Source organism: Novosphingobium aquiterrae (assembly GCF_042434435.1).
In the GTDB taxonomy this organism is placed as follows: domain Bacteria; phylum Pseudomonadota; class Alphaproteobacteria; order Sphingomonadales; family Sphingomonadaceae; genus Novosphingobium; species Novosphingobium aquiterrae.
On sequence record NZ_JBHLTL010000004.1, the window covers coordinates 352,172 to 370,362 of the forward strand.

The 18,191-nt window shown below is 65.5% G+C and carries 15 protein-coding genes and 1 tRNA gene; 13 read left to right on the plus strand and 3 right to left on the minus strand.

Features of this window, described 5'->3' with window-relative positions:
- Nucleotides 1-126 precede the first annotated feature (126 nt).
- The 7 genes from ACFFF7_RS07645 (at nt 127) to ACFFF7_RS07675 (ending at nt 8,100) form a co-directional block, all read left to right on the plus strand.
- On the plus strand, nt 127-1,173 hold the full coding sequence (locus ACFFF7_RS07645; RefSeq protein WP_379480775.1) for a rod shape-determining protein: 1,047 nt from the start codon (nt 127-129) through the stop codon (nt 1,171-1,173).
- A 47-nt stretch (nt 1,174-1,220) separates the two neighbouring features.
- Entirely contained in the window at nt 1,221-2,102 is an 882-nt protein-coding gene (locus ACFFF7_RS07650) for a rod shape-determining protein MreC (RefSeq protein ID WP_379480776.1), read from the plus strand.
- The gene (locus ACFFF7_RS07655) at nt 2,102-2,653 is read left to right on the plus strand and encodes a rod shape-determining protein MreD (protein WP_379480777.1); all 552 of its coding nucleotides are present in this window, start codon (nt 2,102-2,104) and stop codon (nt 2,651-2,653) included. Before ACFFF7_RS07650 ends, ACFFF7_RS07655 begins: the two co-directional genes overlap by 1 nt.
- The gene (mrdA, locus tag ACFFF7_RS07660; protein ID WP_379480778.1) at nt 2,653-4,752 is read left to right on the plus strand and encodes a penicillin-binding protein 2; all 2,100 of its coding nucleotides are present in this window, start codon (nt 2,653-2,655) and stop codon (nt 4,750-4,752) included. Before ACFFF7_RS07655 ends, mrdA begins: the two co-directional genes overlap by 1 nt.
- Nucleotides 4,752-5,867, plus strand: a complete 1,116-nt coding sequence (rodA, locus tag ACFFF7_RS07665; protein ID WP_379480779.1) for a rod shape-determining protein RodA — start codon at nt 4,752-4,754, stop codon at nt 5,865-5,867. The genes mrdA and rodA overlap by 1 nt, the downstream gene beginning before the upstream one ends.
- Nucleotides 5,868-5,955: 88 nt before the next feature.
- Nucleotides 5,956-6,031: transfer RNA gene (locus ACFFF7_RS07670), tRNA-Lys, on the plus strand.
- A gap of 74 nt (nt 6,032-6,105) precedes the next feature.
- Nucleotides 6,106-8,100, plus strand: coding sequence for a hypothetical protein (locus ACFFF7_RS07675; RefSeq protein ID WP_379480780.1), 1,995 nt, complete (start codon nt 6,106-6,108; stop codon nt 8,098-8,100).
- Here ACFFF7_RS07675 and ACFFF7_RS07680 read toward each other — a convergent pair.
- From ACFFF7_RS07680 to ACFFF7_RS07690, 3 genes are read right to left on the minus strand one after another with little or no spacing between them, the layout of a single operon-like run.
- Complete coding sequence (locus tag ACFFF7_RS07680) at nt 8,097-9,254, minus strand: acyl-CoA dehydrogenase family protein (protein ID WP_379480781.1); 1,158 nt, start codon at nt 9,252-9,254, stop codon at nt 8,097-8,099. The two genes, ACFFF7_RS07675 and ACFFF7_RS07680, sit on opposite strands and share 4 nt — an antisense overlap.
- Before the next feature lie 9 nt (nt 9,255-9,263).
- Nucleotides 9,264-10,469 (minus strand): acyl-CoA dehydrogenase family protein, encoded by a 1,206-nt coding sequence (locus ACFFF7_RS07685; protein WP_379480782.1) that lies wholly within the window; start codon nt 10,467-10,469, stop codon nt 9,264-9,266.
- A complete protein-coding gene (locus ACFFF7_RS07690; RefSeq protein WP_379480783.1) occupies nt 10,466-11,560 on the minus strand; it encodes an acyl-CoA dehydrogenase family protein in 1,095 nt (364 codons plus the stop codon). Before ACFFF7_RS07690 ends, ACFFF7_RS07685 begins: the two co-directional genes overlap by 4 nt.
- Nucleotides 11,561-11,706: 146 nt before the next feature.
- Between ACFFF7_RS07690 and ACFFF7_RS07695 the strand changes: the two genes are divergently transcribed.
- The 6 genes from ACFFF7_RS07695 (at nt 11,707) to ribH (ending at nt 18,076) form a co-directional block, all read left to right on the plus strand.
- Nucleotides 11,707-13,599 (plus strand): DUF3604 domain-containing protein, encoded by a 1,893-nt coding sequence (locus ACFFF7_RS07695; protein ID WP_379480784.1) that lies wholly within the window; start codon nt 11,707-11,709, stop codon nt 13,597-13,599.
- A gap of 13 nt (nt 13,600-13,612) precedes the next feature.
- Nucleotides 13,613-14,446, plus strand: coding sequence for a peptidylprolyl isomerase (locus ACFFF7_RS07700; protein WP_379480785.1), 834 nt, complete (start codon nt 13,613-13,615; stop codon nt 14,444-14,446).
- The gene (locus tag ACFFF7_RS07705) at nt 14,443-15,426 is read left to right on the plus strand and encodes a HupE/UreJ family protein (protein WP_379480786.1); all 984 of its coding nucleotides are present in this window, start codon (nt 14,443-14,445) and stop codon (nt 15,424-15,426) included. Before ACFFF7_RS07700 ends, ACFFF7_RS07705 begins: the two co-directional genes overlap by 4 nt.
- 65 nt (nt 15,427-15,491) lie before the next feature.
- Complete coding sequence (locus ACFFF7_RS07710; RefSeq protein ID WP_379480787.1) at nt 15,492-16,298, plus strand: crotonase/enoyl-CoA hydratase family protein; 807 nt, start codon at nt 15,492-15,494, stop codon at nt 16,296-16,298.
- A gap of 57 nt (nt 16,299-16,355) precedes the next feature.
- Complete coding sequence (gene ribB, locus ACFFF7_RS07715; RefSeq protein WP_379480788.1) at nt 16,356-17,657, plus strand: 3,4-dihydroxy-2-butanone-4-phosphate synthase; 1,302 nt, start codon at nt 16,356-16,358, stop codon at nt 17,655-17,657.
- Nucleotides 17,657-18,076, plus strand: coding sequence for a 6,7-dimethyl-8-ribityllumazine synthase (gene ribH, locus ACFFF7_RS07720; protein ID WP_379480789.1), 420 nt, complete (start codon nt 17,657-17,659; stop codon nt 18,074-18,076). The genes ribB and ribH overlap by 1 nt, the downstream gene beginning before the upstream one ends.
- The last annotated feature ends 115 nt before the right edge of the window (nt 18,077-18,191 follow it).

The window sequence follows — 18,191 nt, forward strand, 5'->3', positions numbered from 1 at the left end:
CCTTTCGAACTATTTTTTGGCCTTTGCCGCGGCTTCGCGCTAATGGACCCGCTTCCACGCCCACCGCCCGGTCTGACACTGGCGCGTACGTCGCGCCAAGTGCCCGGAAAACATACGGATTTTTCAATGGCTTCGTTCTTTTCGCGATTCTTCAAATTTGGCGCGCAGAACATGGCGATCGACCTGGGGACAGCGAACACGCTGGTCTATGTGCAGGATCGCGGAATCGTCCTGAACGAACCCTCGGTGGTGGCGATCGAAACGATCAACGGGATCAAGCGGGTCAAGGCCGTGGGCGACGATGCCAAGATGATGATGGGCAAGACCCCCGACAGCATCGAGGCGATCCGCCCGCTGCGCGACGGGGTCATCGCCGACATCGAAATCGCCGAAGAAATGATCAAGCACTTCATCCGCAAGGTCCACGGCAAGCGCACTTTCATGCCGCTACCCGAAATCGTGATCTGCGTGCCCTCGGGCTCGACCTCGGTCGAACGCCGCGCGATCCGCGACGCGGCGAGCAATGCCGGGGCCAGTTCGGTGTTCCTGATCCTCGAGCCGATGGCCGCGGCGATCGGCGCCGACATGCCGGTGACCGAACCGGTCGGCTCGATGGTCGTCGACATCGGCGGCGGTACCACCGAAGTCGCGGTGCTGTCGCTGCGCGGCCTGGCCTATACCACGTCGGTCCGCGTCGGCGGCGACAAAATGGACGAAGCGATCGTCAGCTATGTCCGCCGCCACCACAACCTGCTGATCGGCGAAGCCACGGCAGAACGGATCAAGAAGGACTATGGCTGCGCCACCGTACCGGCTGACGGGGTGGGCGAGACGATCCACCTCAAGGGCCGCGACCTGGTCAACGGCGTGCCCAAGGAAATCACCATTACCCAGGCGAATATCGCCGAGGCGCTGTCCGAACCGATCGGGGCGATCGTCGAGGGCGTGCGCATCGCGCTGGAGAACACCGCGCCGGAACTGGCCGCCGACATTGTCGATCAGGGCATTGTGCTGACCGGCGGCGGCGCGCTGATCCACGGGCTGGACGAATATCTGCGCGAAGAAACTGGCCTGCCGGTTTCAATCGCCGAAGATCCGCTTTCGTGCGTCGCGCTGGGCACCGGCCGGGCGATGGAAGATCCGGTCTATCGCGGCGTGTTGATGACCGCCTAATTGTGTGGCGCCTGCGCAGGGGTTGCAGGCTGAAGGAGTAAGCAGGCATGGCGCCGCCCGGCAACCGGCGCCCGGGATATTCCCGCAGGGCGCAGTACGGTACCTTTTTCGGCTATGTCGTCGCGGTGATCGGCGCGGGCCTGGGTGTGCTCCTGCTGGTAATATCGACGGGCAATGCATCGGCCTTTGCCGGACTGCGCGCCAGCGCCGACGATGCCGTGGCACCCGCTGGCCGCGCCGCTGCCGCGACCCGTAGCGGCACCAAAAGCGTGTTCGATGTCGTATCGGGCTATTTTACCGCGGGCTTCCGCACTGCCCGGCTTGAAAAGGAAGTCACCGAAGCGCGCGTCCGCCTGGCCGAAGCCGCCGCGATTGCCGACGAGAACCGCCGGCTCAAGGCACTCCTTGGCATCATGGAAAGCGAGCCCAAGCCGGTTGCGGTCGCCCGGCTGATCAGCTCGACTTCGTCAAGCACGCGGCGCTATGCCACGCTGGGCGCCGGGGCCAACCAGGGCGTCGCCGTGGGCATGCCGCTGCGCTCCTCGCTCGGCTTGGTCGGCCGCGTGCTCGAAGTGGGCAGCAGCACCGCGCGCATCCTGCTGATCACCGACAGCGAAAGCGTCGTGCCGGTACGCCGCGCCAGTGACGGGATTCCGGCCTTCGCCACCGGGCAGGCCGACGGATCGCTGCAGATCCGCCTGATCAATCTGGGCCTCAATCCGCTCAAGCCGGGCGATGCACTGGTCACTTCGGGAGCGGGCGGGCTCTATCGCCCCAACGTCGCCGTTGCGGTGGTGACCAGGCTGACCCGCGATGGCGCGGTCGCCCGCCCGCTCAGCGATCCTGGCAGCACTGATTTCGTCGCCGTCGATCCACTGTGGGTCCAGGCTGCCGCGCCCGACGCCGCTGCACCGGCGGTGCTGCCCTGATGCCCACGCCGCTGCCCCGATCGTTGCAGCAACTTGGTCGCCCGCGGATCAACCGGGCCCCCTCCCCCGTTCTGGCGCTGGTCGCACCGTGGCTGATGGTCATGCTGGGCAGCCTGACCACGTTGCTTCCGCTGATCGCCTCTGCCCCGGTGGTGCCGCCCTTCGGTTTCCTGATCCTGATCGGCTGGCAGCAATTGCGCCCGGGCCTGTTCCCGGTCTGGGCGGGTCTGCCGCTGGGCCTCTTCGACGACCTGTTCAGCGGCCAGCCGTTCGGTTCCGCGGTGCTGCTGTGGTCGGTGACGATGATCGCGCTCGACATCATCGAGACGCGGTTCCCGTGGCGCGGCTTCTGGCTGAACTGGCTGGCCTCGGCAGCGATCATTACGCTGTACCTGGTGCTGGCCCTGGGACTTGCCAATCTTGGCGGCGGCATGGCGTCATTGGTCATCCTTGGGCCGCAGCTGATCGTGTCGATCCTGACCTATCCACTGGCTGCGCGGCTGGTCGGCCTGTTCGACCGCTTCCGCCTGATTCCGCTGCGGCCGGTGTGATGTTCGGCGAAGCGAGCCACGTCAGTACCGGGACCCTGCGCAATAGCTTTGAGCGGCGCACCGTGCTGATCGGCGGGTTGCAGACGGGCCTTGGCGTACTGCTGGCCGTGCGGATGGGCTGGATCGGTGTGGTCCAGAATGCCAAGTACACCACGGCTTCGGAAAGCAACCGCGTCAACCTGACGTTGATTCCCCCCCGGCGCGGGCTGATCCTGGATCGCAACAATGTGCCGGTTGCCGCCAACCGCAGCGACTACCGCGTCGATCTGATCCCCGAACGGGTGGCCGATGTCGACAAGACCATTGCCGAACTGGGGCAGCTGCTGGCGCTTGGTCCCGACGTCCAGCGCGACCTGCGCGACAAGATGGACAAGGCCCGCGGCTTCCAGCCTGTCGAGGTCGCTTCGGGACTGAACTGGGATGCCTTCGCCGCGGTCAGCGTGCGCCTGCCCGACATGCCCGGGGTGATCGCCCAGCGCGGGTTTTCGCGGTGGTACGAGACTGGCCCGTCGGTTGGCCACCTGATCGGCTATGTCGGCCCGGCCTCGGCTGATGACTATGAGAAGGACAAGAACCCGCTGCTGATCACGCCGGGCTTCAAGATCGGCAAGGACGGGCTGGAAAAGGACTTCGAGACCATGCTGCGCGGCGTGCCCGGCGCCCGCCGCGCCGAGGTTACCGCCAGCGGCAAGGTCGTCCGCGATCTGGAAATGCGCGAGGACGTGCCCGGCGGCGTTCTCAAGCTGACGGTCAACGCCCAGCTACAGGACTATGCCGCGCGGCGCATCGGGCTCGAATCCGCGGCCGTGGTGGTGATCGATGTCCACACCGGCGAAATCCTCACCATGACCTCGATGCCCAGCTACGATCCCAATACCTTTTCCGACGGGATCGGCCGGATCGAATGGAAGATGCTCAACGAGGATGACCACATCCCGCTGCTGAACAAGTCGGTGCGCGGGCTCTATCCCCCCGGATCGACGATGAAGCCGATGGCCACGCTGGCGCTGCAGACCCACGGGATCGACCCGGAAGAGCGAGTCTCTTGTCCAGGTGGCTACCGGCTGGGCAACCGCTTCTTCCGCTGCGACGCGGTGCACGGATCGGTCGACATGCGCACCGCGATCGAACGCAGCTGCAATACCTATTTCTGGTCGATGTCGCACCGCGTCGGCTATGACGTCATTGCCCCGATGGCCAAATTGCTGGGGCTGGGGCAAGAATTCGATCTGCCCGGCACTCGCCAGCGCTATGGCACGATCCCCGACGCGGCATGGAAAATGCGCCGTTACAAGCAGGAATGGACCGCCGCGGATTCGCTCAATGCCTCGATCGGGCAGGGTTACGTCTCGGTCTCCCCGTTGCAGCTGGCAGTGATGACCGCGCGGATTGCCAGCGGCAAGAACCTCGTCCCCTCGCTGCTGTTTGGCAAGATCAAGCCGCCCGGCCCGGCGCTACCGTTCACGGCGGAACAGCTGGCGGTCACTCACGAAGGGATGTTCCGCGTGGTCAACGGTTCGGGCACCGCCGGCGGCAGCAAGCTCAAGGTCGGCAACATCACCATGTCGGGCAAGACCGGCACCGCGCAGGTCCGCCGCCTGACCGCGCGCGGCGGCGGCGGCGCGTGGAAATCGCGCGACCATTCACTGTTCGTCTGCTTCGCCCCGTCCGATGCGCCGAAATATGCGATGGCCGTCGTGGTAGAGCACGGCACCTTCGGGGCCCGCGCCGCCGCGCCGATCGCGCGCGATGTGATGACCTTCCTGTTCGATCCGGCGGCCGCGCTCGATACGCTCCACACGCTGGAAAAGCAGTGGGGCGGCACCCCGGCACAGCGGATGCAGGCCAAGTACCGCGCCTTTGCCGCGCAGTACGGTTCGAGTGCACCCAAGGTCGGCAACGACGAGGCGGTGGCCCAGGCGATCACCAGCGCCGACGCCAGTCAGGCCGCGGTCGATACCACGACGATCAACACCGATGCCGAGCGCGGCGAGGCCAGCGCGGCGCCGCCGATACCCAGCCCCGAGGCCGCGGCGACCGCGACGCCGACCCCGGTGCCCGTGCCTGCAGCTACGCCTGTCACGGGACCGACTCCCTGATGGCCCGCACACTAGTCCCCGCCACGATCGCGCGTGAGCCCTGGGGGATCATCCTGCCACTGTTCGCGCTTAATACCTTTGGTTCGGTCGTGCTCTATTCGGCGGCAGGTGGACATCTCAAGCCGTGGGCGCTGCTGCACGAGATCCATTTCGCGGTCTTCCTGGTCATGGCGTTCGTCATCTCGCGGATGTCGAAGGAGTTCTTCAAGTGGGCCGCCTTCCCGGTCTATGGCGTCCTGATTGTTCTTCTGGTTCTGGTCGAACTGCTCGGCGCGGTGCGCGGTGGCAGCCAGCGCTGGCTCGATATCGGCTTCATGCAGCTGCAGCCATCGGAATTGATGAAGCCGGCAATCGTCCTGGCCTTGGCCAAGTTCTTCGACATGATGCCGCCGGGCATGACCCGTTCATGGCGCGTGTTGGTCCCGCTGGCCGGGATCGTTGGGGTTCCTGCCCTGCTGGTCATCCTCCAGCCCGATCTTGGAACCGGCCTGTCGATCGTGGCCGGTGCCGCGGTCGTGGTGTTCCTGGCCGGACTGCCGATGTGGTGGTTCATGGGTGCCGGCGGCGCAATCGCCGTCGCCGCGCCGCTGGCGTTCTTCACGCTCCTCCACGGCTATCAGCGTGACCGCGTGCTAGTGTTTCTCAATCCGGAAAGCGATCCGCTGGGCAAGGGGTATCACATCACCCAGTCCAAGATCGCGATCGGTTCGGGCGGGTTCTGGGGCAAGGGCTTCGGCAACGGCAGCCAGAGCCACCTCGATTACCTGCCTGAAGCACATACCGACTTCGCATTCGCCACCATGGCAGAGGAATGGGGGCTGGCCGGCGGCATCTTCGTGCTGGCAGTGTTCCTTTGGGTTTTCCGCTGGGGCATGCGCGTGGCGCAGAACGCGCCAGACCGCTTTTCCAGCCTGCTGGCGGCGGGCATGACCTTTACGATCTTCTTCTACATGGCGATCAACACGATGATGGTCCTCGGTCTCGCCCCGGTCGTCGGAATCCCCTTGCCCTGGATCAGCCACGGCGGCTCGGCGATGATGACCAATATGATCTGCATCGGCATGCTGATGGCAGTCGATCGCTGGAGTCGCCGCGACGGATCGCTCGGCAGCTAAAAAATGCCATCAAACCCCTTCCCAGCGCGAAAGAGATCGCTATAGGGGGCGCTCCCGACGATTCGGGTCCGCGGAGTACCGCCCGTGTGGACGCATAGCTCAGTTGGTAGAGCAGCTGACTCTTAATCAGCGGGTCCTAGGTTCGAGCCCTAGTGCGTCCACCACTTTTCCCTCAGCTCGCGGCCGGATAGCTCGCGCACCTTGCGATGCGGCGTGAAGTCCTGCACACAAGTGGACCATGCGCGACGTCACTGTTCCTGCTCCGCCACCTCCGCAGGTCCGCCTGGCATTGGGGGTTACCGGACATCGTGCAGGCCACGCCGCCTTTGCCCGGAACGAGGCGGCGATCGCTGCCACGCTTTGCCAGATCCTGGATTTGATCGACGCGGCGCGCGCTTCAGCGCCCAGCGCGGTCCATGTGGGGCCCTTTGCCGCCACGCGGCTACACACGCTGCTGGCCGACGGGACCGACCGGATGGCCAGTGGCATGGGGCTTGAGCGCGGCTATGAACTCGTCGCCCCTCTGCCGTTCGGGCGGCGGCTCAACCGGGCGATCAATTCGCTGACCTCAGATCCGGCCGAAGCGCGCCGACTGCTGGCCGGTGAAGATGCTCTGGACCCCGTCACCCAGTCACACGCGGCAGCGATCCGCGAACTGTCCGACCAATCGCAAGTGCTCGGTCTGGCCGACGCTGACGAGGCCATCGCCGCGCTGTTCCTGGACAAGCTTGATCGTCCTCATGATGGCGCGGTTGCTTCGCTGTTCGCTGCCGAATGCTCGCGCCGGGTTGCGCTGGCCGGACGCATTCTGATCGAGCAGTCGGACCTGATCATCGCCGTCTGGGACGGCGCGACGACGGCGCATGTCGGCGGCACAGGGCACACGATTGCCGTCGCGCTCGAGCTTGGCTCGCCGGTTGTCTGGATCAACCCTGCCGCGCCCAACGACTGGCGCATCCTCTTGGCCCCTGAGGCATTGGCGACAGTGGCTAATCCGCCCGATTGTGATGGCAGGATCGAGGCCCTGACGAGCCTGGTGCAGGTTGCCCTCGATCCAGGGTCCGATGAAGGCCAACCCGGGTTTACGGCGCTGGCCAATGAGCGTTGGCGCGATGCCAGCAATCCGCTTTCCCACGCCTATCGGCGGGTTGAAGCGCTGTTTGGCGGCACCACGTTACGCCAGCGGTTTCGCCGCCTGCGCCAACGCTATGACCATCCCGAGGCGTACGTTTCCGGACAGGGCGCCGCGTTCCTCAGGCAGGCGAGCACACTCCCCGGCGCCGATCACGCACTGATCGGCAAGGTCGGATCCGAGGTGATGCAGCGCTTCGCCTGGAGCGATGGCGTCTCCGCCCACCTGTCGGACGCTTACCGCGGCGGCATGACCTTCAATTTCGTACTGTCGAGCATGTCGATCGTCGGCGGCGTTTCCTATCTTCCCTTTGTCGGGCCCGAGCACAAATGGTTGTTCGCGCTGGCCGAACTTCTGCTGCTGTGCGGCGTGCTGCTGATCACCCTGATCGGCCAGCGCCGCCATTTCCATACCCGCTGGTTCGAAACCCGCCGCGTCGCCGAATATTTCCGCCACGCCCCGCTGCTGATCATCCTGGGCGTGTCGCGCCCGGCCGGGCGCTGGCCGCATGGGGCCGATGCCAGCTGGCCCGAGTTCTATGCCCGCCAGGTGCTACGCGGGGTGGGCCTGCCGCAGGTCGCGATCACGCAGGACTACTTGCGCGGCGTGCTGACTGGCCCGCTGGCCGACCACGTCCGCAGCCAGCGCGACTATCACTTCGGCAAAGCGCAACGCCTGTCGACTGTGCACCACAAGCTGGATACGCTGTCCGAAGGGCTATTCCAGCTCGCGGTGCTGACAGTCACAACCTACCTGGTCCTGCGTGCTTTCGAGAACGCCGGCTTCGTCGCCGTCGAAACGGTCGAATACCTGTCCAAGTACTTTACAGTGCTGGGCGTGATGTTCCCGACATTCGGCGCGGGTGTGGCCGGAGTGCGCTATTTCGGAGACTTCGAACGCTTCGGCGAGATTTCGGAAGTGACCGCCGAAAAGCTCGATCACATCTCGCGCCGGATCGACATCCTCGCCAGCGCGCCCGCCGGAGCGATCGGCTACGGCGATGTCGCCGAACTGGCCCATGCCACCGACGATGTCGTGGTTGCCGAAATCGAAAGCTGGCAGGCGGTGTTCGGCGGCAAGCAGATCGCCGTGCCAGTCTAGTACGACCGCGGCAGGCCGAGCACGTGTTCTGCCAGGTAGCTCAGGATCAGGTTGGTGCTGATCGGCGCGACGGTATAGAGCCGTGCCTCGCGGAACTTGCGCTCGACATCATATTCCTCGGCAAATCCGAAGCCGCCGTGGGTCTGCACGCACATGTCGGCTGCGGCCCAGCTCGCCTCGCTGGCCAGCAGCTTGGCCATGTTGGCCTCTTCCCCGGCATTGCCGCCCTGGTCATAGACCTGCGCGGCGTGGTGGACCATCAGTTCAGCTGCGCGCATCTGGGCATAGCAGCGCGCGATCGGGAACTGGACGCCCTGGTTCTGCCCGATCGGCCGGGCGAAGACACTTCGGTCCTTGGCATAGTCGGTGGCCTTGCGGATGAACCACTTGGCATCGCCGATGCACTCCGCCGCGATCAGCACGCGTTCGGCATTCATCCCCGAGAGGATGTAGCGAAAGCCCTTCCCTTCCTCGCCGATCAGGCTGGAGGCAGGAATGCGCAGGTCGTCGAAGAACACCTCGGTGGTCGAATGGTTCATCATCGTGCGAATCGGCTTGATCGTCAGGCCGTTGCCCACCGCCTTGCGCATATCGACGAGGAAGATCGACAGCCCCTCGGTCTTGCTCTTGACCGCCTCGCGCGCCGTGGTGCGGGCCAATAGCAGCATCAGGTCGGAATGTTCGGCGCGGCTGGTCCAGATTTTCTGGCCGTTGACCACATAGTCGTCGCCATCGCGCACCGCGACCGTGCGCAGGCTCAGCGTATCGGTGCCGCTGGTCGGCTCGGACACGCCGAAGGCCTGCAAGCGCAGCGAACCATCGGCGATCCCCGGCAGGTAGGCCGCCTTCTGCTCAGCGCTGCCATAGCGCAGCAGCGTGTTCATGATGTACATCTGCGCATGGGCGCTGGCACCGTTGCAGCCGGAGGACTGGATCTCCTCCATGATCACCGCCGCGGCATCGAGCTTGAGCCCCGAACCGCCGAATTCCTCGGGGATCAGCGCGGCAAGGAAGCCGGCCGTGGTCAGGGCATCGACAAACTCGGCCGGATAGGCCCGGTCGCGATCCTTCTCGCGCCAGTATTCGCCCGGAAATTCCGCGCACAGCGCCTGCACTGCGCGGCGGATTTCCGCAATGTCATCGCTTTCAGTCATCGTCCGGCGTTACGCCGGGATCTGGTTGAACGGAACACCCTTGTCCGGGCGATAGTCCTGCGGCAGCCCCAGCACCTTTTCGGCGATGGTGTTGAGCAGCACTTCGTCAGACCCGCCGGCGATGCGCCCGGTCGGGGCATTGAGCCAGCTGGTGCCCCAGTCGGTCTTGACATAGGCATGGGGATCGAAGGCGAAGCTTTCGTTGCCCTTGAGGTCCATCGCCATTTCCGACAGCTTCTGGCGGCTGCGCACAGCGACCAGCTTCTGCAAGGACCCTTCCGGCCCCGGCTGCATCCCGGCCTGCATCATCAGGAAGGCACGCTTGGTGATCGAATCGAGCCCGGCGCGCATCGCGTGGTTGCGGGCAATGGCCGAACGAATCCGGCCGTCCTTGATCGCCGGGCTGCCGTTGAGGTCGGTTTCCTGCGCCAGCTTGACGAACTCGTCGAGATGCGGCCCGAAGCCGGCGCTGTCGGTGGCGATATAGCGTTCGATCATCAGCGTGTGCAGCGCCACACCAAACCCGCCGCCAACCGCGCCAAGGCGCTGTTCGTCTTCCAGGCGAACGTCGTCGAAGAACACTTCGTTGACGTGGCTGTCACCGCCGGCCAACTTGATCGGGCGCACTTCGACGCCCTTGGAGCGCATGTCGATCCAGAAGTAGGTCAGCCCCTTGTGCTTCTCAACCGTCGGGTCGCTGCGGGTGACGATCACCCCGTAATCGCAGTACTGCGCCCAGCTGGTCCAGATCTTCTGGCCGTTCATCCGCCAGCCGTTGCCGTCGGGCTCGACCTTGGTGCGCAGCGCCGCCAAGTCCGATCCGCCCGAGGGTTCGGAGAACATCTGGCACCAGATTTCCTCGCCGCGCAGCGCCTTCTTCACGCGCTCCTTTACGAAGTCCTTGTCCTGGCAATAGGCGATCAGGATCGGCACCGGCATGCCCAGCGAAATCCCGAAGAACTGCACCGGCATGCCGTACTGCATTTCCTCCGCATCGAAGGCGATCTTGTGCATGTTGGACAGACCCTGGCCGCCGACATCGGGCGACCAGTTGATCCCGCCGAACCCGGCGTCATAGCGGGCCGCCATGTATTCGCGGCCCAGCGCGAGGTCCTGTTCGACCGTGTTGCCCTGCCGCGCGGCACGGGCATATTTCGGGGCCATGCTGTCAAGGAAGGTGCGCGCCTTGGCGCGGAAGGCTTCGATCTCGCTCATGCCTTTTCTCCAGTAAGCTCATTGACCAGCAGGTCTTCCCAAAACAGCAGGTTCCCCTGCTCTGCAGCAAGGCTGCGCGCCCGGCGCATGTGGAGGTGAAGCCCAAGCTCCCAGGTCACCCCGATCCCGCCGTGGATCTGCATGCAGTCGCGGGCATTGGTATCATAAGCCTCGGTCGCCGAAATCCGCGCGTCGGCGGCGGCAATCAGGAAATCCGCCGCACCTTCGCTCGCCGCCGCATGGATGCAATTGGCGCGGGCGATCTCGACCAGCCCGTACATTTCGGCGATGCGATGCTTGATCGACTGGAACGCCCCGATCGACTGGCCAAAGGCCTTGCGGGTGATCGAATAGTCGCGGGCAATAGTCAGCAACGCCTCGGCCCCGCCGACCTGCTCGTGCGCGGTGACAACGGCCATGCGGGCCAGCACGTCGAGCGCCAGGGCGTGGGCCGCGTCGCCTTCGGCCAGCACCTGTGCCGGAGTGCCGGCGAAGGTCAGGTCGGCGTGGAGCCGGGTGTTGTCATAGCTATCGACTGCCTGACGGGCCACCCCGGCAAGCTCTGCCACGGCCAGGACCGGTCCGGCGCCGCCCTGCGCCCAGACCAGCGCGACGTCGGCGCTCGCACCGCCAACCACTGCCGGTTTGGTGCCTGTCAGCGCGCCATTGGCATAGCTCACAGCGGAATGCTGCGGCAGGATCGCGGTACCCTCGGCAAAGGCCACCGCTGCGGTGATCTCACCCGCGGCAAGGCGCGGAAGCCAGCCCTGCTGCAGATCGGCCTTGCCGCTGCCAAGCAGCGCGCTCGACATGCCATAGCCACTGGTCAGGAACGGCGCACCGGACGTCGCGGCGCCCGCGGCCTGCGCGACCAGCCCCATCTCTACCAGGGTCAGGCCCAGTCCGCCGAACGCTTCGGGGATCGCCAGCGCTGTCCAGCCCTGTTCTACCGCGGTGTCCCAGAACGGCTGGTCGGCCTGGCCGACCTGCTCGAGCAATTTGAGCAGACGCTCCTTGGCCATGCGCGAATCCAGCACGCGGCGCGATTCGGTGGCGATGGCTTGCTGGCCTTCGTCATAGAGGATCGACATGAATGATTCTCTCCCTTTCCCCACCCGTTTAATCGTTCGATTAAGAATCGCAAAGCGCCTTTGCACAGGCGGTTGACGCGGCGCGGCGGCGTGGCATGGTAACGCATTGCCGAAGGCAACGGATCGGCACGGGAGGGGATCGGATGATGAAGACACGCGCACTGGTGGCGGCGCTGTTGCTGGCGGGAACCACGCTGGCGGGCTGCGACAAGGTCGGCAAAGCCCTTGGCGGCGGCAAACCGGCCGATGTGTCCGAGACCGCCTATCCCGAGCGGGTCTATTGGGGCGATACCCACCTTCACACCGCCAATTCGGTCGACGCCTTCGGCTTCGGCAATCGCCTTGGCCCGGAAGACGCGCTGCGCTTTGCCCAGGGAGAAGAAGTCACCAGTTCAACCGGGATCAAGGCCAAGCTGGCCCGTCCGCTCGACTTTCTGGTCATCACCGATCATGCCGAGGGCATGGGATCGACCATGGCGCTGTACAATGCGCCGCGGCTGCTGATCCGCGATCCGCAGGTGCTGCGCTGGTACGACATGATGCACGAAGGCCCCGAACAGTCGGTTGCCGCTATGGCCGAGATACTCGCCGCACGGGCCAAGGGCACCCTGCCCGAACAGTTCCGCGATCCCAAGGCTTCGGCCGAGCGCACCCACAATGTCTGGAACAGTTCGATCGACACCGTCGAACGCTATAACCAGCCGGGCAAGTTCACCGCCATGCTGGGCTTCGAATATACCCTGATGCAAGGCGGCAATAACCTGCACCGCAACGTCATCTTCCGCGACGGCAAGGACAAGGTCAGCCAGATCGACCCGCTCGATCCGACCAACGAACTGACCCCGGACAAGCTGTGGGACTACATGGATGCCTACCAGGCCAAGACTGGCGGCAAGGTACTGGCGATCCCGCACAATTCCAACGTGTCGAACGGCCTGATGTTCATGATGACCGACGGCAGCGGCAAGCCGATGACTGCCGCCTGGGCCAAGCGTCGCGCCGATCACGAGCCGGTGGTCGAAGTCACCCAGATCAAGGGTGACAGCGAAGCCCATCCGTTCCTTTCGCCCAACGACGAGTTTGCCGGTTATGGCACCGCCGGGTGGGACATCGGCAACCTGATGCTGACCGAAGCCAAGCGGCCCGACATGTATGCGGCGGAATATGTCCGCGAGGCGCTGAAGCGCGGGCTGGCGCTGGAACAGAAGCTGGGGGTCAATCCCTACAAGTTCGGGATGATCGGATCGACCGATAGCCACACCTCGCTTTCGACCGGCGACGAGAACTATTTCTTCGGCAAGCATTCGGGCAACGAGCCGAGCGCGCGCCGCGCGATGTCGTCGCAGTCGCTGGGGACCACGCTGGGCCGGTTCGGCTGGCAGTACCTCGCCGGGGGCTATGCCGGGGTCTGGGCCAAGGCCAACACCCGCGCGGCGATATGGGACGCCCTGGCCCGGCGCGAGGTCTATGCCACCACCGGCCCGCGGATGACCGTGCGCTTTTTCGGTGGGTGGGACTTCACCGGCGGCGACCTCAAGAGCGACTGGGTCAAGGCCGGTTACACCAGGGGCGTGCCGATGGGCGGCAGCCTGCCTGCGGGCAAGCAGGGCAAGCCCAGCTTTATCGTTTCGGCGCTGAAAGACCCCGACGGTGCCAACCTCGACCGGGTCCAGGTGGTCAAGGGCTGGGTCGATGCCGGCGGCACCCTGCACGAAAAGGTCTTCGACGTGGTGTGGAGCGACATGGACAAGCGCAAGGCGGCGGGGGGCAAGGTCCCCGCGGTGGGCGACACGGTCGACGTCGCCAGGGCGAGCTACACCAACACCATCGGCGCGCCGACCTTGTCGACCGTCTGGTCCGATCCGGAATTCGATCCCAAGGTCCGCGCTTTCTATTACCTGCGCGTTCTGGAAATCCCGACGCCGAGCTGGCCGGCGTATGACGCGCTGCGCTTCAAGATCCAGCTTGGTCCCGACGTACGGGTAAAGGCGCAGGAACGGGCCTACAGCTCGCCGATCTGGTATACGCCTGCGGCCTGAGGACCGGACCCCCATGACATGGCGCAGCCGCGCGGCAAACCTGCTGCGCGAACCCCTGGTGCACTTCCTGCTGGCGGGCGCAGTTGTCTACGCGCTGCTGGCCGGGCGCGCGCCTGACCTGGGCGAGCGCCGCATCGTGGTCAATGAAGCGCTGGTCACCCAGCTCGCCGCGCGCTGGAACGAGAATTACCGCCGCCCGCCCAGCCCCGCCGAACTTGACGGCCTGATCGCCGACTATGTCCGCGACCAGGCCTATTACCGCGAGGCGCTGCGGCTCGGGCTCGACAAGGACGACGATGTCGTCGTGCGGCGGATGCGCAACAAGTTGATCGCGCTTTCCACCAGCGAAGCCGAGGCGGCGACGCCAAGCGATGCGCAGCTTCAGGCGCTGCTCGACAAGGATAAGGCGCGGTATGCCCCAGAGACCCGCTTCAGCTTTGCGCAGGTCTATCTCGGCCCGGACACAGATAGGGTGCGCGCTGCTGCCAAGGCAGCGCTGCCAGAGCTGAATCGCGGCGGCGATCCCGTGCACTTTGCCCAGCCCGTCCCGATACCTGCTGCCTTTACCGCCACGCCGGCCAGCGAAGTGGCCGGCCTGCTGGGTGATGACTTTGTCACCGCCTTGCGCCGGCTGCCGCAGGGCCAATGGAGCGGCCCCGTCGTATCGGCGATCGGCCTGCACCTGGTCCGCGTCACCGCGCGCTCGGCCGATGCCAAACCGCGCCTCGCCGACGTGCGTCAGGCGCTGGAAAACGACTGGCGCGCCGATGCCCGGCGCCGGGCCGAGGATGCCGCCTATCGCCGCATCCTCGATGGCTATGACGTCAAGATCGAAATGCCCAAATGACCTGGCGCTGGCTGGCGGCATGGCTGGTAACCTGGCTGGCGCTGGCCAATCCCGCACGCGCCGATGAATTGCGACCGGGCTATCTCGAGCTGACCCAGCGCGATGCCGCGCATTGGCAGATGATCTGGAAGGCTCCGATCCTGGGCGGGCTGGCGACCCGCGCCCGCCCGGCCCTGCCCGCCTTCTGCAGCACCGGCCCGGCCCAGTCGCGGATCGAGGGCGGCGCGGTGGTCGCGGCGATGGCGGTCACCTGCACCCGCCCGCTCGACAACGCGCAGGTCGGCATTGCCGGGATGGAGGCGACCTTCACCGACGCGCTGCTGCGTGTCGCCCCGCTCGGCCGGCCGGTCCAGGCCGTGCGCCTGACCCGCGATCATCCGCTGGCCACGATCACCGCCGTGCCCGACACGTGGCAGGTCGCAAGGACCTATCTGGCGCTGGGTTTCGACCATATCCTGACCGGCTACGACCACCTGCTGTTCGTGATCGCGCTGGTCTTGCTGCTCGGCCGGCTGGGCGTGACCGTGCGCGCGGCGACGGCCTTTACCGTGGCGCATTCGCTGACCCTGGCGGGCACGACGCTGGGGCTGTTCGGCCTGGCCCAGGCACCGGTCGAAGCATTGATCGCGCTCTCGATCGTCTTTCTGGCGGTCGAGATCGTCAAGCAAGGCACTGGCCCGCAGCGTCTGCCGGAGCGGATCCCGTGGCTGGTCGCCTTTGGCTTCGGCCTGATCCACGGCTTCGGCTTTGCCGGAGCACTGCGCGAAATCGGCTTGCCCGAAGGCGATGTGCCGACCGCGCTGCTGACGTTCAATCTGGGGGTGGAGCTTGGCCAGCTGGCGATAATTGCCGTGGTCCTTGCAGTCATAGGAGGTCTGCGGCGCTTCGCCCCCGGCCTGTTGCGACCAGCCACGCTGCTGCTGGCCTATGGCATAGGGACGGTTGCAAGCTTCTGGTTTCTGGAACGCCTGATTGGCTAAATTTCCCCGCGACAGCGGTGCGCTTGCAGCTATAGGCGGGGCAAGGATCGAAGGAGAGAGCCGAGATGGAAGACGCCGTTCTGTATGATGCCGCACCCAACGGCGTGGTCACCCTGACGATCAACCGCCCTGAACTGCGCAACCCCATTTCCGATACCGAGGTGGTCGACGGCCTGCTCGCCGTATTGCAGCGGATCGAGGCCGATCCCACCGTCCGCGTCGCGATCCTGACCGGGGCGGGCAAGGCGTTCAGCTCGGGCGGCAACATCAATGCGATGAAGCCCAATGCCGGGGGCCTCAATGGCGGCCTCCCGGCACGCACTCGGGGCAATTACAAGCGCGGGATCCAGCAGCTGCCCGTCGCTTTCGCTGCGCTGGAAGTGCCAGTGATCGCCGCAGTCAACGGCCCGGCGATCGGCGCGGGCCTTGACCTGACCTGCATGTGCGATCTGCGCATTGCCGGCGAAAGCGCCAAATTTGCCGAAAGCTTCGTCAAGCTGGGGATCATCCCCGGCGATGGCGGCGCCTGGCTGCTGCAGCGGGTGGTCGGCTTTGCCAAGGCGGCGGAAATGTCGCTGACCGGCGACATGATCGACGCGCAGGAAGCGCTCGCCTGCGGGCTGGTTTCGCGCGTGGTGCCCGACGCCGAACTGATGGACGCGGCGCGTGCCCTGGCCGACCGGATCGCCGCCAACCCGCCCTTCGCGGTGCGGATGACCAAGCGCCTGCTGTGGGAAGCGCGGCGCAGCGATCTTGGTACCGTGCTGGAAATGTCGGCAGCGATGCAGGCGGTGGCCCACGCCACCGGCGATCACGAAGAAGCGGTCGATGCCTTCCTTGAAAAGCGCACGCCGCAGTTCAAGGGCGATTGATCACTGTAATGTGATAGCCTCTTGAGCGTCACACTGCGATGTGATAGCGCCCGAGTCATGAGCACCGAACTGATCGATCGCGTCCGCCGCCTGGTCCACGATGGCGGGATGTCGCGCGCCGGCCTTGCCCGCGCCGCCGGCCTTCATGCCAACACCCTGCGCGACTGCACCGACGGCGACTGGAACCCCACCGCCGAAACGCTGCGCAAGCTCGAAGCGTTCCTGTGGGACAGCGACGAAAGCCCGGTGCTGGTCCCGATCGAGGAAATCATCGAGGAAGCCCGCAACGGTCGCATGTTCATCCTGGTCGACGACGAGGACCGCGAGAACGAGGGCGATCTGGTGATCCCGGCGCAGATGGCGACGCCAGACGCGATCAACTTCATGGCCACCCACGGCCGCGGCCTGGTCTGCCTGACCCTGACCCGCGAGCGGACCGAGCACCTTGGCCTCGAACTGATGAGCCGCAACAACGGGACACGCCACGAAACCGCCTTTACGGTGTCGATCGAGGCGCGTGAGGGCGTCACCACCGGCATCTCCGCAGGTGACCGCGCCCGCACCGTCGCCGTGGCGATCGATGCCAGCAAAGGCCGCCAGGATATCGTCACCCCCGGCCACGTCTTCCCGCTGATCGCCCGCGATGGCGGTGTACTGGTCCGCGCCGGGCATACCGAGGCTTCGGTCGACATCGCACGCCTTGCCGGGCTCAATCCGTCAGGCGTGATCTGCGAGATCATGAACGAAGACGGCACCATGGCGCGGATGAACGATCTGGTGCCGTTCGCCCGTCGCCACGGGCTGAAGATGGGCACGATCCGCGATCTGATCGCCTATCGCCGCAAGCACGACCACCTGGTCGAAAAGCGCGCGGAAATGCAGTTCGACAGTCGCTGGGGCGGCAGCTGGACCGCGATCACCTTCTTCAACACCGCTACCGGTGATGAGACCATGGCGCTGGTCAAGGGCCACATCTCGCCCGATCAACCCACCCTGGTGCGGATGCACACGATGTCGATGTTCGTCGATGTCTTCGGCGAACAGAACGAGCGCGCGGGCCTGCTCGCCCGGTCGATGGAAATGATTGCCGAAGCCGGCAGCGGCGTGCTGGTGCTGATCAACAAGCCGATGCAAGGTATCGTCACCCGGTTCATGCAGCTGCGCGCCCAGGGCAAGGGCGCCGGTGCGCCCGAGGTCGAGCAGCTGCGCGACTACGGTGTCGGCGCGCAAATCCTGGCCGAGCTGGGCGTCCACGATATGATCCTTCTCACCAACACCCACCACACCCTTGCCGGGCTCGAAGGCTATGGCCTGTCGATCGTCGGAGAGCGGCCCATTGACGGAACGGCAGGCGAATAATGGCTGATTTTCTGATTGTCGAAGCGCGTTTCTACGACCACCTCAACGACATGCTGGTGGCTGGCGCACGCGCCGCGCTGGAGAAGGCTGGGCACAAGGTCGAGGTTATCACCGTCCCCGGCGCGCTCGAAATCCCGGGCGCGATCGCCCTGGCCGACCAGGCGCAGCGCTATGACGGATTTGTTGCGATCGGGGTGGTGATCCGCGGCGAGACCTATCATTTCGAAATCGTCGCCGGGGAAAGCGCGCGCGGGATCATGGCGTTGACCATGGACGGGATCGCCATCGGCAACGGCATCCTGACCGTCGAAAACGAGGCGCAGGCGCTGGTCCGTGCCGACCCGAAGCAGAAGGACAAGGGCGGCGAAGCGGCGCAGGCGGCGATGGCCTTGCTCAAGCTGCGCGAAAAGTACGTCTGACCGCGGCGCCAAGCGACGATACGGTCAATATCAGGCTGAACCGCAGATAGACGGCCCGCCAACCAACTGTTCACAAGTGGGCGCGCATGATACGCTCATAACAAACAGTGGGAGT